Annotated in this window: 16 protein-coding genes; 10 read left to right on the top strand and 6 right to left on the bottom strand. The window is 58.6% G+C overall.

Annotation, left to right across the window (positions count from 1 at the left end; all coding sequences use genetic code 11):
* Positions 1-23: 23 nt before the first annotated feature.
* Both dacB and KR51_RS13685 read left to right on the top strand, forming a co-directional pair.
* Positions 24-1,433 (top strand): D-alanyl-D-alanine carboxypeptidase/D-alanyl-D-alanine endopeptidase, encoded by a 1,410-nt coding sequence (dacB, locus tag KR51_RS13690; protein WP_198016790.1) that lies wholly within the window; start codon positions 24-26, stop codon positions 1,431-1,433.
* A 71-nt stretch (positions 1,434-1,504) separates the two neighbouring features.
* Positions 1,505-1,759, top strand: coding sequence for a MoaD/ThiS family protein (locus KR51_RS13685; protein ID WP_022608635.1), 255 nt, complete (start codon positions 1,505-1,507; stop codon positions 1,757-1,759).
* Between the two features lie 121 nt (positions 1,760-1,880).
* Here KR51_RS13685 and KR51_RS13680 read toward each other — a convergent pair whose 3' ends face one another.
* Entirely contained in the window at positions 1,881-3,965 is a 2,085-nt protein-coding gene (locus tag KR51_RS13680; protein ID WP_022608634.1) for an Rne/Rng family ribonuclease, read from the bottom strand.
* A gap of 847 nt (positions 3,966-4,812) precedes the next feature.
* On the opposite strand from KR51_RS13680, the gene KR51_RS13670 reads away from it, so the two are divergent.
* The 5 genes from KR51_RS13670 to KR51_RS17665 all read left to right on the top strand — a co-directional run bounded on the left by KR51_RS13670 (position 4,813) and on the right by KR51_RS17665 (position 9,173).
* Complete coding sequence (locus tag KR51_RS13670) at positions 4,813-5,757, top strand: phosphate/phosphite/phosphonate ABC transporter substrate-binding protein (protein WP_022608633.1); 945 nt, start codon at positions 4,813-4,815, stop codon at positions 5,755-5,757.
* 135 nt (positions 5,758-5,892) lie between these two features.
* Positions 5,893-6,741: a phosphonate ABC transporter, permease protein PhnE gene (gene phnE, locus KR51_RS13665; protein WP_084202471.1), complete on the top strand. Its 849-nt coding sequence runs from the start codon at positions 5,893-5,895 to the stop codon at positions 6,739-6,741.
* A gap of 54 nt (positions 6,742-6,795) precedes the next feature.
* Positions 6,796-7,596, top strand: a complete 801-nt coding sequence (gene phnC / locus KR51_RS13660; RefSeq protein WP_022608631.1) for a phosphonate ABC transporter ATP-binding protein — start codon at positions 6,796-6,798, stop codon at positions 7,594-7,596.
* A 117-nt stretch (positions 7,597-7,713) separates the two neighbouring features.
* Positions 7,714-8,166: a regulatory protein RecX gene (locus KR51_RS13655; RefSeq protein WP_022608630.1), complete on the top strand. Its 453-nt coding sequence runs from the start codon at positions 7,714-7,716 to the stop codon at positions 8,164-8,166.
* 578 nt (positions 8,167-8,744) lie between these two features.
* Complete coding sequence (locus KR51_RS17665; protein ID WP_084202479.1) at positions 8,745-9,173, top strand: response regulator transcription factor; 429 nt, start codon at positions 8,745-8,747, stop codon at positions 9,171-9,173.
* On the opposite strand, the gene KR51_RS13645 is transcribed toward KR51_RS17665, so the two are convergent.
* From KR51_RS13645 to KR51_RS19835, 3 genes are all read right to left on the bottom strand, one after another.
* Positions 9,170-10,594, bottom strand: coding sequence for an LCP family protein (locus KR51_RS13645; protein ID WP_022608628.1), 1,425 nt, complete (start codon positions 10,592-10,594; stop codon positions 9,170-9,172). The two genes, KR51_RS17665 and KR51_RS13645, sit on opposite strands and share 4 nt — an antisense overlap.
* Before the next feature lie 44 nt (positions 10,595-10,638).
* On the bottom strand, positions 10,639-10,959 hold the full coding sequence (locus tag KR51_RS13640) for a hypothetical protein (protein ID WP_232214618.1): 321 nt from the start codon (positions 10,957-10,959) through the stop codon (positions 10,639-10,641).
* Positions 10,960-11,296: 337 nt separating this feature from the next.
* Positions 11,297-11,512 carry a hypothetical protein gene (locus tag KR51_RS19835; RefSeq protein WP_156915113.1) on the bottom strand — a complete coding sequence of 72 codons (216 nt, stop codon included), beginning with the start codon at positions 11,510-11,512 and terminating at the stop codon, positions 11,297-11,299.
* 46 nt (positions 11,513-11,558) lie between these two features.
* Between KR51_RS19835 and KR51_RS13635 the strand changes: the two genes are divergently transcribed.
* Entirely contained in the window at positions 11,559-12,338 is a 780-nt protein-coding gene (locus tag KR51_RS13635; RefSeq protein WP_022608626.1) for a photosystem II S4 domain protein, read from the top strand.
* A gap of 116 nt (positions 12,339-12,454) precedes the next feature.
* Here the strand turns inward: KR51_RS13635 and KR51_RS13630 are convergent, their stop codons facing one another.
* Both KR51_RS13630 and KR51_RS13625 read right to left on the bottom strand, forming a co-directional pair.
* The gene (locus KR51_RS13630; RefSeq protein WP_040656345.1) at positions 12,455-13,747 is read right to left on the bottom strand and encodes a TRAP transporter large permease; all 1,293 of its coding nucleotides are present in this window, start codon (positions 13,745-13,747) and stop codon (positions 12,455-12,457) included.
* A 20-nt stretch (positions 13,748-13,767) separates the two neighbouring features.
* Entirely contained in the window at positions 13,768-14,322 is a 555-nt protein-coding gene (locus KR51_RS13625) for a TRAP transporter small permease subunit (protein ID WP_040656344.1), read from the bottom strand.
* 280 nt (positions 14,323-14,602) lie between these two features.
* On the opposite strand from KR51_RS13625, the gene rph reads away from it, so the two are divergent.
* Both rph and KR51_RS13615 read left to right on the top strand, forming a co-directional pair.
* Positions 14,603-15,325 (top strand): ribonuclease PH, encoded by a 723-nt coding sequence (gene rph / locus KR51_RS13620; RefSeq protein WP_022608623.1) that lies wholly within the window; start codon positions 14,603-14,605, stop codon positions 15,323-15,325.
* Positions 15,325-16,176 (top strand): CPBP family intramembrane glutamic endopeptidase, encoded by an 852-nt coding sequence (locus KR51_RS13615; protein WP_022608622.1) that lies wholly within the window; start codon positions 15,325-15,327, stop codon positions 16,174-16,176. The genes rph and KR51_RS13615 overlap by 1 nt, the downstream gene beginning before the upstream one ends.
* The last annotated feature ends 637 nt before the right edge of the window (positions 16,177-16,813 follow it).

The raw sequence follows: 16,813 nt of genomic DNA, 5'->3' as shown, positions 1-16,813 counted from the left end.
TGCGCGGGCGTTTGCGATTAGTATTGCCCGCACTGACAACCGTGCTAGCCTGTGGTCTGACTGGCATGCAAGCAACCCCAGCCCGGGCGCTCTGCCCGGCAGAGTTGCCGGCCGCGATCGCGCGTGTTGTCGAGCATCCCGATTGGCAACGCGCGCGGTGGGGCATCCTCATTCGGGAAATGGCGTCGGGGCGTACCCTTTACGCGCGCGAGTCCGAACGTTTTTTCATACCTGCATCGACTGCCAAGTTGCTGACGACGGCAGCGGCCCTCCAGCACTTTGGACCGGGCTGGCGCGCGCGCACGTCAGTTTATGGAACGGAGGCTTCGCCCGTCGCAACAGAGCTGCGGTTGGTTGGGGGCGGCGACCCGACGTTGTCGCGTGAAGGCTTACAGGTATTGGCACGGCAAGTCCGCGATCGCGGCATCGTTCGCGTCCGGACGCTGGTTGTCGAAGATAGTGCGTTCGTCGAACCGGACGTTGTACCCAGCTGGGAAAAGGACGACATTATTGCAGCCTATGGTACGGCAGCTAACGGTACAATTCTGCACGAAAATGCCGTGACGTTCACTGTAGTGCCGCAAGCTGTCGGCCAGCCGCCGAGCTGGAGCTGGGATGACGCGATCGCCGGCCAGCAGTGGCAAGTGACAAATCGCGGGGTTACGGCAGCTGCAGGTACGCCCTACGCATTGGAACTGCGCCCGCAGTTGGGGACGACGCAGTTGGAGATCGTCGGCAGCATTCCTGCCGATAACGGCCCAGACGTTTGGGAGCTGGCCGTGCCGCATCCCCACGCTTACCTCCGCGATGTCTTCCTGCGCGAACTGGCAGCAGTTGGCATTGTTGTGGAGCGCACCGCGCTCGCTCGCTCGCGTCCTCCCGAACGAGGTACGGAACTAGCGGTAATTGTCTCGCCGCCCCTTGGCGAACTAGTCGTGCAAGCCAATCGAGACAGCAATAACCTGGTTGCCGAAGTGCTGTTGCGGCAGCTCGGACGTGCCGTGCCAGACGCTGGTAGCATTTCCGTGCGGCGCGATCGCCTGAAGATCCTTGGCGTCGATCCGGACGGCTACGCGCTCGTCGACGGTTCAGGGTTATCGCGTCAAAATCTGGTCAGTCCCGAAGCGCTCGTGCAAACGTTACGAGGGGTAACAACCGCGCCCTATGCTCCCCTTTACCGCCAGTCACTTGCTGCGGGTGGCGAGACGGGCACGCTGCGCTGGCGCTTAGCATCACTCGACCTGCGAGCCAAGACGGGAACGCTCGCGGGGGTTGTCGCCCTCGCTGGGTATCTCGACCCGCCGCAGTTCGCCCCGCTTGTTTTCGCACTGCTGCTCAACCATAGCGACCGTTCGCCCCGCGAACAGCGGGCCGCCCTCGATGCCATTGTCGAGCGATTGAACCAAATAGACCGTTGCCCAGACGGGCGCTGACGCACTCCTGCCTCAGTGCTAGGCTTCCAACAGCCTGCCAGTTATCCACACATCTGCCCGCCTGCGATCGCATGAAACCCATTACTGTTACGGTCAAACTTTTTGCCGCTTTTCAAGAGGCCTACGGTCACGGGGAACTGCACTGGCAATTCCCACCGGGCACGCCCGTTGCCGAGGTGCTGGCGCGCGCGATCTCCGAGCACCCAGAGTTAGAGCAATGGCGGAGGCTCACGCGATTCGGCATCAACTTGCAACTTGCCCTACCCGAAACGCTCCTGCAACCGGGAGATGAGGTCGTGCTGATTCCGCCGGTCAGTGGCGGCTGAGTGACAGACCCTTCTGCGCAGCGGTCGGACGCGGCTATCACATGGCAGACAGTTACAACGTGCTTGGCTTTCCCAGTCGACTTCGAGCGTAACTCATTAGCTCAGCGTTCCGAGCTCGAGGCTAGCTGTTCGTCGCAGACGAGCGGCGGCGGCGGCGGCGAATGCGAGTGCCGCTTGCCGGCTCAGGAGTTTCCTCAGATGCAGCTGCTACTACCGCAGTTGCTTCGCTCGGCGCACTATGATTGCTATTTGCTGTTATCACGAGCAGTTCCTCAGGCGCGTCGCCGTTATTGTCGACATCGGGGACGTCCGGTGCGTCGGATACCTCATCGGAGGCGACCTCAAATGTCCCTTCAGATTCTGGCTCGAACGAACGCGATTCTTCGTCGCCACCAACAGCAGCACCCACTGCCACCGGGACGGATGGGGTTTCGCCCGGCGCGTAGACCGTCACGACCGGTCGACTACCGGGCTGGACGGTGTTGCCATTACTCATGCGCACTAATGGAGACAAACCCATGAGCGCGTAGACTTCTTGCTCCAGATGCGTCATCTCAACGGCGATGTGCTGCACCTCGCGTTCTGGAACCGGCGCTTTCGGCGACCGCGTCTTTTCGGGCTTGTCTGTCTTCTCGACGGTTTCAATTGGCTCCAGCTTCTCGACCTTTTCCGGCAGGCGATCGACTACCGGTGCTAGCGTCTTCTCTGGTTCGGGGGACTTGCGATCTCGGCCCTGGCGCGATTTACCCCGATTGCCATCGCGCGTGCCATCGCGGCGGCGGCGGCGGCGGTTGCCACTGCCGATTTCTTGATAATTCGGATGCGAGGTTAAATCGAGGTCGTCATCTTCGGCCGATACCTCGAAGAATGCTTCAAGATCCTCGTTAGAAGGAGAGGACCGCCCACTCGGCCGCTCGGAGGACCGGGCAAGTGGGGCAAGCGGTGCAACGAGCGACTCTCCCTGACCGTTTTCGCCTGGCAGGAGCGCTAGATGCCCCAACCCACCGCAGGTCGGACAGGGCTGGCCGAACTGCTCTGTCAGACTCTGACCTTGGCGCTTGCGCGTTAACTCCACCAATCCTAATTCCGACAGCTGCACAATTTGCGGCCGGGCTTTATCAGCTTTAAGCGCTTTATCAAAGTGCTCCAGCACCTTAAGTTGGTCGCGGCGCGAGTCCATGTCGATAAAGTCCACGACGATAACGCCGCCGATTTTTCGCAAACGTAGCTGCCGAGCAATTTCTGTCGCAGCCTCCGTGTTCGTCCACAAGACTGTCTCGCGAGAGGTTGCCGATCGCGTGAACGAGCCGGAGTTAACGTCAACAACCGTTAGCGCTTCGGTGTGTTCGATTACGACGTAGCCGCCAGAAGGCAAATCGACGCGGGGTTTGAGCGCTTCGCGAATAGCGGCATTAACCCGGAAGTAGTCTAAAATCGGCAGGCGATCGCGATGATGATCGACGGAAACACCGTTGGGCGGCCGCCCGCCGTTCCAGACTGCGAGCTGCTGCTTGATGCGTTTGACGCTGGCCGGGTTTTCCACCACGATGCGATTGACGTCGCCGGTAAACAGGTCGCGCAGCACTCGCTGGATGAAATCATCGTCGCGGTTGAGCAATGCAGGCGGTCGGGCGGCTGCAGCCGCTTCCTGAATCGACTTCCATTGCTGCTGGAGTGCTTTGAGGTCGGCCATAATAGCCTCTTCTGGCTGACCTTCTGCTTCCGTGCGGACCAACAACCCCATCCCTGCCGGCTTGATTAAAATTGCCAGTGCTCGCAGGCGGCTGCGCTCGCTCTCGCTCTCGATACGGCGCGACAGGTTAACGCCGCGACCGGAGGGCATCAATACCAAATAGCGTCCCGGCAGGGACAGGTTTCCAGTCAGTCGCGGCCCCTTGTTGCCAGTCGGTTCCTTAACCACCTGGACCAGCACCTTCTGGCTCGGCGATAGCAGCTCTGTGATCGCTCCGGCGCTCCGGCGCAAGCGGAGCGGTCCTAGGTCGGTGACGTGGATGAACCCGTTGCGCTCGGCATCGCCGATGTTAACGAAGGCCGCGTCGATACCGGGGATAACATTCTCAACGGTACCGACGAAAATGTCGCCGACCTGCTGGGTTCCGGCAGATACGATAACCTCCTCAACACGATCTTCGGAAAAAATGGCAGCGATGCGATGCTGTTCGGCGATAACAATTTGCTTTGGCATGCAAGTTCCTCAAAACCCATGCACGGGCGGGCACCTAAGACAGGTCTCGCTGCCTCCAGCACCGATGCTCGCATGACTCTGCTGCTCGCGATCGCGTGCGGTGCCCCCGCGCCTGCTAGTTACGGTTCAAAGCGGTCGAAGTCCTAACGGTCAAAATCTCAAAATCGTCGCGAAGCAAGGCCTGGTGTTGAATCCTCGGGCAGCGGCTCTGCCGCATAGCATCGGATGCGCCCGCTCTGCTCGCAAGACCCGACGCCGTGCGCCCGGGTTCCTCCATGTTGCTGCCGGGAATGACAGTTGGAGTGACTGCAGGGAATGGCAGTCGGAGCGGCTGCACTCGCACCGCAGCCTGAGAAAGGGTCAAGTCGAACTAGGAGTTCGGACTCGGGTCGTATACGCAAAAGCGACCGCAGTCATAGCAGTCACTTGCACCGGTCGTGCAACCGACCCGGCAAGCAATCGGTCGATTAGCTGGTACGCGATAGGTGAACGCCCGATTGGGTGGTTACCTTCGCACCATAACCTGCAGCAGGATGCAACAGGTCGCTTCCGACTATAACTCTCAGCTCTTGCCAGTGACAACTATGGAGGGCGATCGCGTCGCGTGACCGAGGGGTTTCTCAGGACTGCCTCAGTTTCGTTTGATTTTGTAGTTCCTTAGGCATCGTGGCGATACCGCCTACCAACCGACTCCGCTCGGTGGCGATTTTGCCAGCCGGTTTGCTACATAGTTCTTTAGGTTAAGGATCGATGGCATGCGTCCGAATCCCGCATGCGATGCCTGCAGCATCAATGCATCCCGCACGATCGGTGGAAGCACCAGCGAGACTGAGAGTCGAGACTGAAGATGAAGCAACGAAAGCAAAGCGTCCTGACCAGTTGGATGCGCACCGTCCTCTTGAGCGTGCTGGCACTGGTGGCGGTTGTTGCCTGCACGCCCGATGGGGCCCAAGTCCCATCGGCATCCGATGGTAATGCGGCGGCACCTGTCGAACTGAAGTTTGGCGTCGGGCCCTATTTCCCAACACCAAATGAAACGCGCGACCAATTCGAACCACTGTTTACGGAGATTGCGGGAGCCGTAGGGGCAACATCAGACGTTACCGTAACCGAAGATTGGGTGGGGCTCTCTGAAGCATTGCGGGCGGGCACGCTGGATGCTGCGTGGTTGGGGCCGTGGGGATTTGTCTTGGCCCGGCACAACTCCCCGGAAATTGAGGCGATCGCCACGGTCGAGTACCAAAGCAAGCCGTTTTATTATTCCGTGTTGATGGCACGAGCCGACGCCCCGTTCGATACCCTTGATGAGGCGATCGCCTACAGTCAGTCAGCATCAAAACCCCTGAAGTTGAGCTTGGCAGATGTGGGTTCGACCTCGGGTTGGCTGATTCCCACTGCTGAGTTCGTGCGACGTGGCTTGGACCCGAAAGCTATCTTTGACTACAGCGAAGGAGCCAGCCATGCAGCTCAGGCAATCGCCGTGGTCAGCGCCCAGGTCGATATGGCGTCGGATTACAACCGCAACCTCGACGTCCTGGCAGCAACCGATCGCATCGACCTCGGCGAGCTCAAGATCGTCTGGCAGTCGGAGCCGCTACCGAACGACCCGATTGCCGTGCGCGGCGGGCTGTCGGACGATGTCAAACGCGGCTTACAACAGGCGCTTGCAGATTTGTCGCCAGAGCGGGCAGCGGAACTGCTCCCGACGAATTACACGGGATTCGCGGCAACGGATGGAAGCAACTACGCGCCGATTCAGGTAGCAGGTAAAACCGTTGGCAAGTTGAAATAGCTGCGGGCGCGATCGCGCCCGCTCTTTATCGGCAGAGGCAGTAGCGCGATCGGTCCGCCGCGGAAGAGTGAGGAACGCCTCCTCGGGCTGTTCTGGCGGCCAATGTACCGGACGATTCGATTAAACAATCGCAGTATGACCGCAACCGATCGCCCCCCCGTTACCACGCCACCATCTCCCGATTTCGCAGCAATTTTGCGTGCCGAGCGTTGCCGTCGCGGCGGTCTCGGACGGCTCTTGCGACAGGGATTTTGGGGGCTGTTGCTTGCTGCAATTCTGGTGGCGAGTACTCGCACGGCAGAGGTGTCGCTACCAGAGCTATGGGCGGGCTTACCGCGTTTGAGTGAATGGCTGACGCGCTTCTGGCCGCCAGATCTGTCTGAGTTGCCGAGCTTTTTGGCCGCAACGTGGGAAACGCTGGCGATCGCGATCGTCGGCACGGGGGCTGCTATAGCGGTTGCCGGTCCGCTGGCCTGGCTCAGCGCGCGCAACACTACACCCTTGCCCTGGCTGGTGCCGCCGCTGCGGGGCGTGCTGAATTTGCTGCGCGGTATCGACACGGCAATCTTCGCGCTGTTTTTTGTCTCGGTGGTCGGACTGGGACCGTTTGCAGGCGTCCTGGGCGTGGCGTTTCACACAACAGGCTCGATGGCAAAGCTGTATGCCGAAGTTCTCGAAACGATTCCACCGGAGCCAGTGGAGGCCATCGATGCAACAGGCAGCGATCGCTTGCGAACGTTCGCGTTTGCCGTGTTGCCGGAAGCACTACCCGGGTTGGTGGGCATTGGTTTATATCTATGGGAATTCAACGTGCGCTCGTCGGTGATTTTGGGTATCGTCGGTGCGGGCGGCATTGGCTACGAACTACTCGTGAGCCTCAAGTTGCTGGACTTTTCGCGGCTGGCAACGATTTTGCTGCTGATTTTGGGAATGGTGACTTTAATCGACTGGCTGAGCGCTTATCTGCGCCGCCGCTTGAGTTAGCGACCGTTCGCAAGTATCGCGACGCGATCGAGACACGCTGGGGGGCGATAGCTGATGAACGCTGAAGAGACACCACTGCTGGTCGTTGAAAAGCTCACCAAACACTACGACACGTCCGTGTTAGAAGACGTCAGCTTTACAATCCGACCTCGGACCTTTACGGCGGTGTTGGGTCCGAGCGGTGCTGGAAAGTCAACGTTGCTGCGTTGCATTTTGCAACTAACGCGACCCGATCGCGGCCGCGTGTGGTTCCGAGACTGCGAGTTAACTGGCTGCGGTCCCTTGGAGTTGCGCCGCCAACGATCGCAGATCGCCACGATTGCCCAACAATACGATTTGGTGCGCCGACGAACAGCGCTGGAGAACTGTCTGGGTGGACGCTTGTCGGAGTTGCCGTTGTGGCGCTGCTTACTCGGCTCGTTCCCGCAACGACTGCAAACCGAAGCACTCGAGGCGCTGGCGCGAGTACAGCTTTTGGATGTGGCTTTCCAGCGCGCCGATCGCCTCTCGGGCGGCCAGAAGCAACGCGTGGCAATTGCGCGCGCCCTCACTCAGCGGGCGCAACTGGTGTTGGCAGACGAACCCGTTGCCAGTCTCGATCCGCAAACCGCTCGTGCGGTATTAGTTTTGTTGCGCTCCCTCTGCGATCGCGAGGGGTTGACGGTGGTTTGCAACTTGCATCAGGTGGAGTGGGCGCAGCAGTATAGCGATCGCATCTTGGGACTGCGCGACGGTCAGCTGGTCTTGGATCGTCCGACCGCTCGCGTAACCGAGTCGGACCTCGCTTGTCTCTATGGCAGCGAGCGGGCATCGCTATCGTGGCAAAAGCATTCAACCGAAAAGCATTCAACCTAACAGCAATCGAACGGGCCAGCTCCGCCAACGGCGAATACCCAGGAACTCGACTGCAGGTGGCACTCGCGGGCGATAAGCGCTACTCTTAGTACAGAAGTACCGATCGCTGACAACCCCATGCAAGACTGTCAGAGCTATTTCCTGCGACTGCTTGCCCGCCGCGATTATAGTGCGCGTGAGTTGGAGCGCAAAGCCTCTAGTAAAGGGTACGCGCCGGCTGACATTGCCGACGCGATTGCTGAGGTGCGGGGGCGCGACTTCCAGAGCGATCTCCGCACGGCCGAGGGCATTATCGAGGCAGCACGTGGCCGTTACGGGCCGACGGCAGTCCGGCGAAAATGTTTGGAAAAAGGTATTGCCGCCGAGGTTTTCGAGCACGCTTGGGACGATGTCGCTAGCGATCGCGACTTCGAGGCAGAACTGGAACAAGTCAAGGCTAAAGCCATGCGCCAATACCGGCTCGATGGCTTCGACAATCTCGATCCGGCAACGACTCGCAAGCTCGCCAACTTCTTGCAGTATCGAGGCTTTAATGCATTTGCCGTGTTGGCACAGTGGCAGAACAAATAAGTCGCGACAAGACGAGTAAGTTGAAGAAGTTAGTAACAAATCGATGGGGGCAAAAAACTGCTTGCTTCACCCCGTTAGGTCGCTCGACTCTAACGTCGGCAACTTTGGCTTCAGCGTGTTTGGGGCATAGATCGCAAAGTCCGGCATTCGGCACGCGCCTAAAAGATCCGTAACAACAGGATTGCACCGATACATTCACCCTTAGGTTCGAGCGGCAATCACGCACGGTAGAGCACTTTACTGAGTTTGTGCAGCACAAAACACCCGAACTCTAAACACCCAAACTCCACCCAAACCAAATCCCTGTTTTACCGAGTTAGCTCGCCAGGAAAAACTGGATTTAACCTTAGTTCTTTGCTGCCGGGTTGCCCATGATAAAGAAAAAGTTGGTCAGGATAATCTCTAGAATGGAAGTCTCGATACACTAATGTTGAAGACTTGAAGTGATAGAGCCATCTCCTCAACTGCTATATGATGGCGATCGAGGAATTCCCGTATCAAGAACTCGTGTTGTGAAAGTTTCCTACAGCAAGTCTAATTCGCACTCAACCTCATTCGGCGAAACAACAGATAGCGGCGTGCTCGATTTTAGAGGTCGGACCTACCGACTATTTGCTGCTAATGCCAGCCCCGCACCATCAGCAACGGTGGGTAGTTTGCAACTCGACGGTCGACGATTTTGGGTTGCCAGTATCGAACCGCACCAGCCCGTTCCCAACATCATCGCGAAGCTGACCGCTCGCGAGCGCTCGATTACCGCACTCGTCGCGCAAGGTTTGTCCAACGAACAAATTGCGCGATACCTCGGTATCAGTAAATGGACGGTCTCAACCCACCTGCGCCGCGCATTTACCAAGCTCGGGGTCGATAGCCGCGCCGCGCTCGTTTACCGCTGTGCATCGCAGCTAACTCCGCCAGAGAACCGAGTGAGTTCGGGAGAGAACGCGACTTCCTCCGATCTAGCGCAAGCGGCAACGCAGGGTCCGACGCAGGAAGAAACTTATTAGGGCGTGTTACGGTATGGAGCGTTGCTGGCATCTTCAGTAGCGTTAGCGGCAAGAATGCTACGCCAATCGTGCCCGAGCTGAATCGTGACCGCGGAGTGGAGCACGCCGGTGCTCTCGACGCGCACTTCACCAACGCCCAAGAGCGCTTGTACCTTTAAGGCCGCGCTTTCATCCCCGGATTGTGCCACGACGCGAGTCGTGGCCAGCGGTTCGCGCCAGTCTTCGCTGATGTAAACATTGGTGTAACCGGCTCGCTCTAAGGTACGTTTTAAGCCAAGTACGGCTTCTGGATCGTCAGTGCTGTCTTGGATGGCGATGCGCGGGTCAATGAAGCGTTCGGTGCAAGTGTCGTTATCGAAGTCGCGCGCGACGTTGGCATCGAAGTAGATCGCGGCAAATTCTCGAACGCAATCGCGACTGGGCACCCAGTAGCTGGAATCCGCGGGGCGCGCGCCAAAGTCGCCTGGCAACATCAGTAGCTTGAGGTCATTGCCTTTGGTTTGAGCTGCAAAGCTAGAAAGTGCCAGGATTTCCTCAACACTGAGATTGGTATCAACGTTGGTCTGAACGACGCGGAAGATCTGCGGAATCCGCGTGAGGGTCCGCGGGTTGAGCGCCTGTTCGACGAGCGCGCGCATAAACGTTTGTTGGCGCTGGACGCGCCCGATGTCCCCTAAGCGATCGTGACGGAAGCGCAGAAACTGCAGGGCTCTCTCGCCGTCGAGGTGTTGTTCGCCTTCCTTGAGGTTGATATACAAATGCTGGCTGTCGTCCTGGTAGCGCATGTCTTTCGGGACGTAAACCGAGACGCCACCGAGGGTGTCGATCAGATTTTCAACACCTTGTACGTTGACGCGCACGTAACGGTCGATTTGGATGCCATCGAGCAGTTCGCTCGTAGCTTCTGCTGCCAGAGCCACACCGCCGCGTAGATTGGTCGAGGCAATTTTCATACGGCCGAGACCTTCGACAGTTACAGGCGTATCGCGCGGAATAGAGAGGACGACGAGCTTGCCGGTTTCGGGGTCGAATCGTGCCAGCAGCAGCGTGTCGGCCAGCCCATCAAGGGAATTCACTAGCTCGTGAAAGCCAGATTCTTTGGGCGATCGCCCTACATCTGCGGTGAGGACTTTAGTCCCAACGATCAAAATGTTGACTGAGCGCGTCAGGCGCGGCAGACTCAGATCGGCGGCCGAGATCGGATCGTTGTCGAAGATGTTTTCCGCTTGCGGGTCTTTCGGCTCGAACGGCTTTACTTCCAGCCCAAGTGCGAGCAACGCTCCGGCTGCCGCCGAGAGCGTTGCCACCACCGACAGCCCTAGTCCCATCCAAAACCAACGCTTGCCGCTCGACGGTTGGGTCGGAACGGCGGTTGCAGGGGCGCGCCGGGCGCGGACGTTAGGTACGTTGCGGGCTTGCACGTAAGTTCCTCGGGATAAGGGATGGAAACAGTAGAAAGATGCTGCTAAGTGGGCGGGCGATCGCGTTGGGATCTGCTTGGGTGTGGCAGGCGCGGTAAATGCCCTTGCAGCAGGCGAATCGCAAATATCAAAAAACTTAAAAAGTAACCCGTACTGAGCAATCCGTTGAGATACAACAAGCGCAGCGATAGGGAGCTTGCACTGGCACCGGCTCCAACCCAAAGCACGCTGTAGGCACAGAGCCATGCCAAGGCGAGGGTTACTGCAACGCGGCTGACTTGGCGCTGCTCGCGGGTGCTGTTTCTACGGAGTAATGTCCACGCCGACGGAACCAGCCCGATAACGGGCAGCAAGTACATTGTCAAAGCGAGTGCTCGCTCTCGACGTTCGAGGGGCGAATCGGAGGCGCTCATAGACATTCAAGCAAGAAACTGCAAGCAGCTTATCAAAAATTTATCAAGTTCGCGACAGCGGACTGGAGAGCTCGCGGGTATTTTTCGTTCCAGTCATCACTGGTCGATATGCCGGTCTGCGGCTATTTTGACGGGTTCTGAGAAAGCTTTGTTTCGCAGGCTTACCCGCCATTCGGCGGACAGGCGATCGCCTGCAGCCCCGCGTGCGGCTGCAACTCAGTCCGCAACTTGGGAGCTGAGACCAGTCGGCGTTGGGAGGGTGGCTGCCGCATCCCCGAACCCCGGAGTGTCAAGATTCGGCTTGTTTGCGGCTGTAATCAGCGCGATCGCCGTTTAAAGCTCGCGATTCGAGTTCCAAGTTATGACCGATCGTCAAACCTAGCGCAGCCGTAGTCCCCGACGATTGCCGTTCCCGAAAGACGCGGGAAGTCTCCTGTAAGGAAGTCGAGGAGACGGGTTTGATAGGGTGAAGAAAACCGCGATCGCGCTGCCTAGATCCTCTCATGCAGCGTGCCGGCATCGTTTCTGCAACAGAGTTTCTGCAACACTGCATGCTACCGAGAGAAGAGCTACTGAATGGCATCGAAAACCGCGAGGAGGTCGCGCGGGCAATCGATCTGGCCGAGCGCGCGGTTAAAACCTGGGAGGTAGTCTGCTCGGGTTTTTATTCGCCGCCCGTGCTGGCGGAAATCCGCGATCGCTTCGGGCGGCTGACGGAAATCGAGCTGCTGAGTTGGGGCGGCTACCCGCAAGCGGAGCGGCAGCGGTTGGCGATCGCCCGCGCGGAGCTGCCGCTGATGCCGGAGCAGGTGGAGGTGGCGGCGGTCGAGATCGCTGGGAACTTTCTCTTCGACACGGCAACACACCGAGATTTTCTGGGGGCGACACTGGCAACCGGTGTGGTGCGCGAGAAGTTCGGCGACATCATCGTCCTGGGAGAACGCGGCGCGCAGATGCTAGTGGTGCCGGAGCTGGTGGAGTTTCTGGAGCTGAACTTGCAACAGGTGCGCTCGGTACCGGTGAAAGTCAAGGCATTGTCCCTAGACGATCTAAAGGTTCGGCCGCCGCGGACGAAGGAGATCGCGACGGTGGAAGCTTCGCTGCGCTTGGACGCGATCGCCTCGGCTGGTTTCGGCATGTCGCGCAGCAAAATGTCCGACGCGATCGCGGCTGGCGACGTGCGGGTGAACTGGAAAGAAGTCAAGCAAGCCAGCCATACCGTCCAGTCGGGTGACCTGATCGCGATGCCAGGGAAAGGTCGCCTCAGCGTCGGCGATATTGCCATCACTAAAAAGCAGCGCTTCCGCGTGCAGCTGACGCGCTATGTATAGCCTGCGGTAAAGCGCTTGTCCGTCCGACCTCGGTGCTCCGGTAGCGTCACCTCACATCCCCGCCTGCAGACAAGAGCGAGGGCGAACGTCGGACCTCTGCAGATTACCGACTCTGATTACAGCACCCAGGTAACGAGTTGCGGAAAGCGGATAAGCAGAAGCAATCCGACGAGCTGAATGCAGATAAAGGGTATAACACCCCGATAGATGCTGATCGTGCTGATTTGGGGAGGGGCGACGCCGCGCAGATAGAACAGCGAAAAACCAAAGGGTGGCGTCAAGAATGAGGTCTGTAAATTGACGCCCATCATGACGCCAAACCACACCAAATCGTAGCCGAAACTGGCGGCAACCGGTGCCATCAGGGGCACGATGATAAAGACAATTTCAAAGTAATCCAAGAAAAAGCCTAAAAAGAACACCAGCACGTTCACGAGGATCAAAAAACTGACCACGCCGCCGGGCAAGTTAACCAGTAGCTCTTCGACCACGCGATCGCCGCCTAATCCGCGAAACACGAGCGTGAACAGCGTTGCACCCAGCAACAGCACGATGACCATCGTCGTCAACTCTACGGCGGCTTCTAAAGACTCGAACAGCGTCCGCAACTGCAGGCGTCGATTGAGTGCGGCCAGTATCAACGCGCCAACAACGCCCATCGCGCCGGCTTCGGTAGGCGTCGCCAGTCCGGCAAAGATACTCCCCAGTACGATCAAAATCAGCGCTAGCGGCGGCAGCATCACGCGCACCACGCGGAGAACCAATTGACTGCCGGAGGTAACCAGCTCGCTGTCGGGCAGTGCCGGAGCCATTTCGGGCTTGAGGATCGCCACGGCGAATGAGTAAGCTAAATACATCCCGGCTAGCGCTAAGCCCGGTAGCAACGACCCCAAAAACAAATCGCCGACCGACACCCCCAATTGGTCGCCTAGGACGATCAGCACTACACTGGGCGGGATAACTTGCCCGAGCGTACCCGAAGCGGCGATCGCCCCAGTTGCCAGGGATGGGCTGTATTTGTAGCGCAGCATCACTGGCAGTGAAATCGTTCCCATTGCCACCACCGTGGCACCGACAACGCCGGTGGCTGCTGCAAGCAGCGCGCCAACCAGAATCACTCCTACGATCAAGCCGCCGCGCAAGCGGCCGAACAGCACGCCGAACGCGGTCAGCAAGTCTTCTGCCAGCCCGGAGCGCTGGAGCAGCGTGCCCATCAAGATAAAAAACGGAATTGCCAGCAGCACGTAATTGCTCATGATGCCGAAGATGCGCTGTGGCAAAGCCGTGAGCAAAATCCAGTCGAACGAGCCTGCGGCCCCACCCATTGCGGCGAACAGCAAACCGGTACCGCCGAGTGCAAAGGCTACCGGATAGCCGGTGAAAATCAGCAGCAATGCGCCCGCGAACATGAACAGGCTGAGGTATTCGCTCACGTTCGCGCCTCCCGATCGCTTGCGTCATCGGACACGGCATCGAGCAGGATCGCTGCTTGCTTGATGATTTCCGAGATGCCCTGTAAAGCCAGCAGTGCCAGCCCGACCAAAATGGCAGTTTTCAGCGGATAGCGCGGCAGTCCATTGGGGTCTGACGAGGCTTCAAGGACTTTCCAGGAGTTGAGCACGTAGGGGAGCGAGAACCAGAACATTACAACACATACGGGCAGCAGCAGTAGGCAAGCCCCCAGCAGATCGACCCAAGCTTTGCCCTTAGCTGACAGGTGGCTGTAGAACACGTCGACGCGGACGTGAGCTCCGCGCTGCAAGACGTAGGAGGCACCGAGTAGGAAGATCGAGCTGAACAAGTACCACTGTGCTTCGATGTATAAGTTCGAGCTGAGGTTGATGTTGTTGAAATTCCCTAAGTAACGCGCGATCGCGTTGTACGCTCCCAACGCCACCATCACGAGCATCAACCCAAAAGTGAAACGTCCGACCCACACGCTCGTCCGATCGATCCAGCGCGACAGGCGGAGCAAAATTTGCATCATATTTGCTCAAAACCGCCAAACATTCAGCCATCATACCCAGAAGTCGGGTCGGAAACCGTGGCGGCGGTTCGGGCAGCAGGGTCGTCATGACCGCGACCCGCGGATAAGGGATTGCCTCCGCATGCAAGGTGCCCCAAACTTGCCCGACATGCAGGTTCGACATTAGCCAGTTTGACCGCGCGATCGCCCACAAGCCGCAAGTGATTGGTTCCGATGGCGTTCTTGCCAAGCAGAGAAGGACTGTGCGATGCTCTGGGAGAAGAATTCAGAGTCGGACATGGTCTGTCAGCGTCCAGGCGATCGCCGTCCGGACGAGATGCGTCCGGTACGCTTCGAGCCGCACTTCACGCGCTCGGCGTTCGGGTCGGTGTTGGCGTGCTGCGGCGAGACGCAAGTGCTGTGTACGGCCATTGTCCTGGATGAGGTCCCCCCGTTTTTAGAAGGTACGGGTCGGGGCTGGCTGACTGCCGAATATCGGATGTTGCCAGGGGCAACGCCAGGACGCCACAAACGCGAGTGGCAGAAGCTGTCGGGGCGCACCCAGGAGATCCAGCGATTGATCGGACGCAGTTTGCGCGCGAGTCTAGATTTGAGCGCTCTCGGTCCGCGCACGATTTATATCGACGCCGACGTGCTGCAGGCCGACGCGGGGACGCGGACGACTTCAATTACCGGCGGTTACATAGCACTAGCCCTGGCGGTGCGGCGCTTGCTAGAAGCAGGTAAGCTAGAGAACTCGCCCTTACTTAAACCAGTCGCGGCGGTTTCGGTCGGCGCGATTGCGGACAACTTGTTGTTGGATCTCGATTACCGCGAGGACAGCACGGCAGACGTCGACTTTAATGTAGTCATGAACGGTGACTTGCAGTTAATTGAAGTGCAAGGAACCGCCGAGAATGGCAGTTTCAGTCGCCCGCAACTCGAACGGATGCTCGATCTCGCCCAAGCCGGCATTACGATGCTGCTGGCTGCTCAGGCGGCAGCATTGACAGCGGCGTGATGCGCCCCCGCCGGCCGCTCGCGCTGCAGGTAGCACGGTTGCCCGCCCCGTTGCGCGTCGGCACGTTTTTGCTCGGGGTGGCGCTGGGCTGGATGCCGCTCGCGCTGCCGATTTATTTACTCGTTCCCGATGCCAACTTGGCATCGATTCTGGGAACGGGGTGGCTGTTCGTTGCGTTCCTTATTTGGCTGCAGGTATGGAATCGCTGGGTTTACAGGCGATCGCTGCCGCTGGCGCGCTACGGTTGGCGGTGGGATAAGGCGAGCGGTCGCGCGTTTGTTGGCGGCTTTGGTGTTGGGGCTGTCGCCGTATTGGCACTGTTCGGGTTGCAAGCATTACTGGGATGGAGATCGCTGCAAGTACCGACCGCACCAACGCTGTCGCTGTGGCGAGCAACTGTGGAGGGTGCGATTGTCGCGGTTGCGGTTGGCACGGCGGAAGAATTGCTGTTTCGAGGCTGGCTGCTGGATGAATTGGAACGCGATTACCAGCCTCCCCTCGCGCTTGCGCTCGATGCCGGGCTATTCGCTATTGCGCATTTTCTCAAACCCTGGGCCGAGATCGTGCGAACGTTGCCGCAGTTTCCGGGCTTGATACTGCTGGGCATGCTGCTTGTGTACGCGAAGCGGCGTAGCGGTGGGCACTTGGGGTTGGCAATCGGCCTGCATGCAGGTTTGGTGTGGGGATATTACCTGGTTGCGGTGGGAGAGTTGGCGGGCGCGCCGCGCGCCGCGCCGTGGTTGGTCGGCATCGACAACAACCCGTTAGCCAGCGCGCTTGGCTGGCTTGGACTGAGTAGTTTGGTGGTGTGGATGCGTCCCCAGCCGGGATCGCCCGACGCTGGAACCTGAGTCCTGCGATAACCCGATGGCAAGGCAAGCTCGCGGTGCGATCCCAACTGCTTTCGAAGCATTGACAGCAAGTGCACGTCGACTCACCACCAGGGATTGTCAATGGCTCCTACAACTCGTAATTCCCTAATACAAGCCGGTTCTAAGGTTTCAGAGAATAGACAATAGTATTATTTAGGGCTTGCTGAAAAAGTCCACAGAGCGAATCTAAGGGACAGAGAGTTCATGGAGTCAAGCTTCTACCATCTAGCCGCGGAATTTTGCCCACTATTCTTCGCTCAAGTGCATAGGCTTTGAGGCTCTGGCAACCATAACCTTGAACTTCATCTAACGCAGAAAATGCTGAAACCTTTTCGCTGAAACCTTTTCACCCTTTTTCAGCAATCATTATTTTACTCCCACGCCTGGAAGTGGCGTGCAAATTTGTCCCTCTGCGGGGCCAAGATCCTTGCCAGGGTCGCGGATGTTTTCGTCGGGACTGCCCGGCGATCGCGTGCAGCTGTAGGCGCGAGTCTGTACAATGCGCCCAGAAGCCAGGCTGCATCAACGATCGCAAAGGCAACCTTGCAATCATACCGCTTGACTAATACGGCAACCCGAACGAGCCGCCATAGTTTTTTTCTCTGATGGCAGTGTA

The organism is Rubidibacter lacunae KORDI 51-2, from assembly GCF_000473895.1.
GTDB classification, from domain to species: Bacteria; Cyanobacteriota; Cyanobacteriia; order Cyanobacteriales; family Rubidibacteraceae; genus Rubidibacter; species Rubidibacter lacunae.
This window is presented reverse-complemented; position numbering and strand designations above follow the sequence as displayed.

What these genes read in the sequence shown, in the direction of transcription:
- KR51_RS13685 (WP_022608635.1), top strand. Translation starts at nt 1,505, where the DNA reads ATGAAACCCATTACTGTTACGGTCAAACTTTTTGCCGCTTTTCAAGAG.
- KR51_RS13680 (WP_022608634.1), bottom strand. Translation starts at nt 3,965, where the DNA reads ATGCCAAAGCAAATTGTTATCGCCGAACAGCATCGCATCGCTGCCATT.
- KR51_RS13670 (WP_022608633.1), top strand. Translation starts at nt 4,813, where the DNA reads ATGAAGCAACGAAAGCAAAGCGTCCTGACCAGTTGGATGCGCACCGTC.
- phnE (WP_084202471.1), top strand. Translation starts at nt 5,893, where the DNA reads ATGACCGCAACCGATCGCCCCCCCGTTACCACGCCACCATCTCCCGAT.
- phnC (WP_022608631.1), top strand. Translation starts at nt 6,796, where the DNA reads ATGAACGCTGAAGAGACACCACTGCTGGTCGTTGAAAAGCTCACCAAA.
- KR51_RS13655 (WP_022608630.1), top strand. Translation starts at nt 7,714, where the DNA reads ATGCAAGACTGTCAGAGCTATTTCCTGCGACTGCTTGCCCGCCGCGAT.
- KR51_RS19835 (WP_156915113.1), bottom strand. Translation starts at nt 11,512, where the DNA reads ATGAGAGGATCTAGGCAGCGCGATCGCGGTTTTCTTCACCCTATCAAA.
- KR51_RS13635 (WP_022608626.1), top strand. Translation starts at nt 11,559, where the DNA reads ATGCTACCGAGAGAAGAGCTACTGAATGGCATCGAAAACCGCGAGGAG.
- KR51_RS13630 (WP_040656345.1), bottom strand. Translation starts at nt 13,747, where the DNA reads ATGTTCGCGGGCGCATTGCTGCTGATTTTCACCGGCTATCCGGTAGCC.
- KR51_RS13625 (WP_040656344.1), bottom strand. Translation starts at nt 14,322, where the DNA reads ATGCAAATTTTGCTCCGCCTGTCGCGCTGGATCGATCGGACGAGCGTG.
- rph (WP_022608623.1), top strand. Translation starts at nt 14,603, where the DNA reads ATGGTCTGTCAGCGTCCAGGCGATCGCCGTCCGGACGAGATGCGTCCG.
- KR51_RS13615 (WP_022608622.1), top strand. Translation starts at nt 15,325, where the DNA reads ATGCGCCCCCGCCGGCCGCTCGCGCTGCAGGTAGCACGGTTGCCCGCC.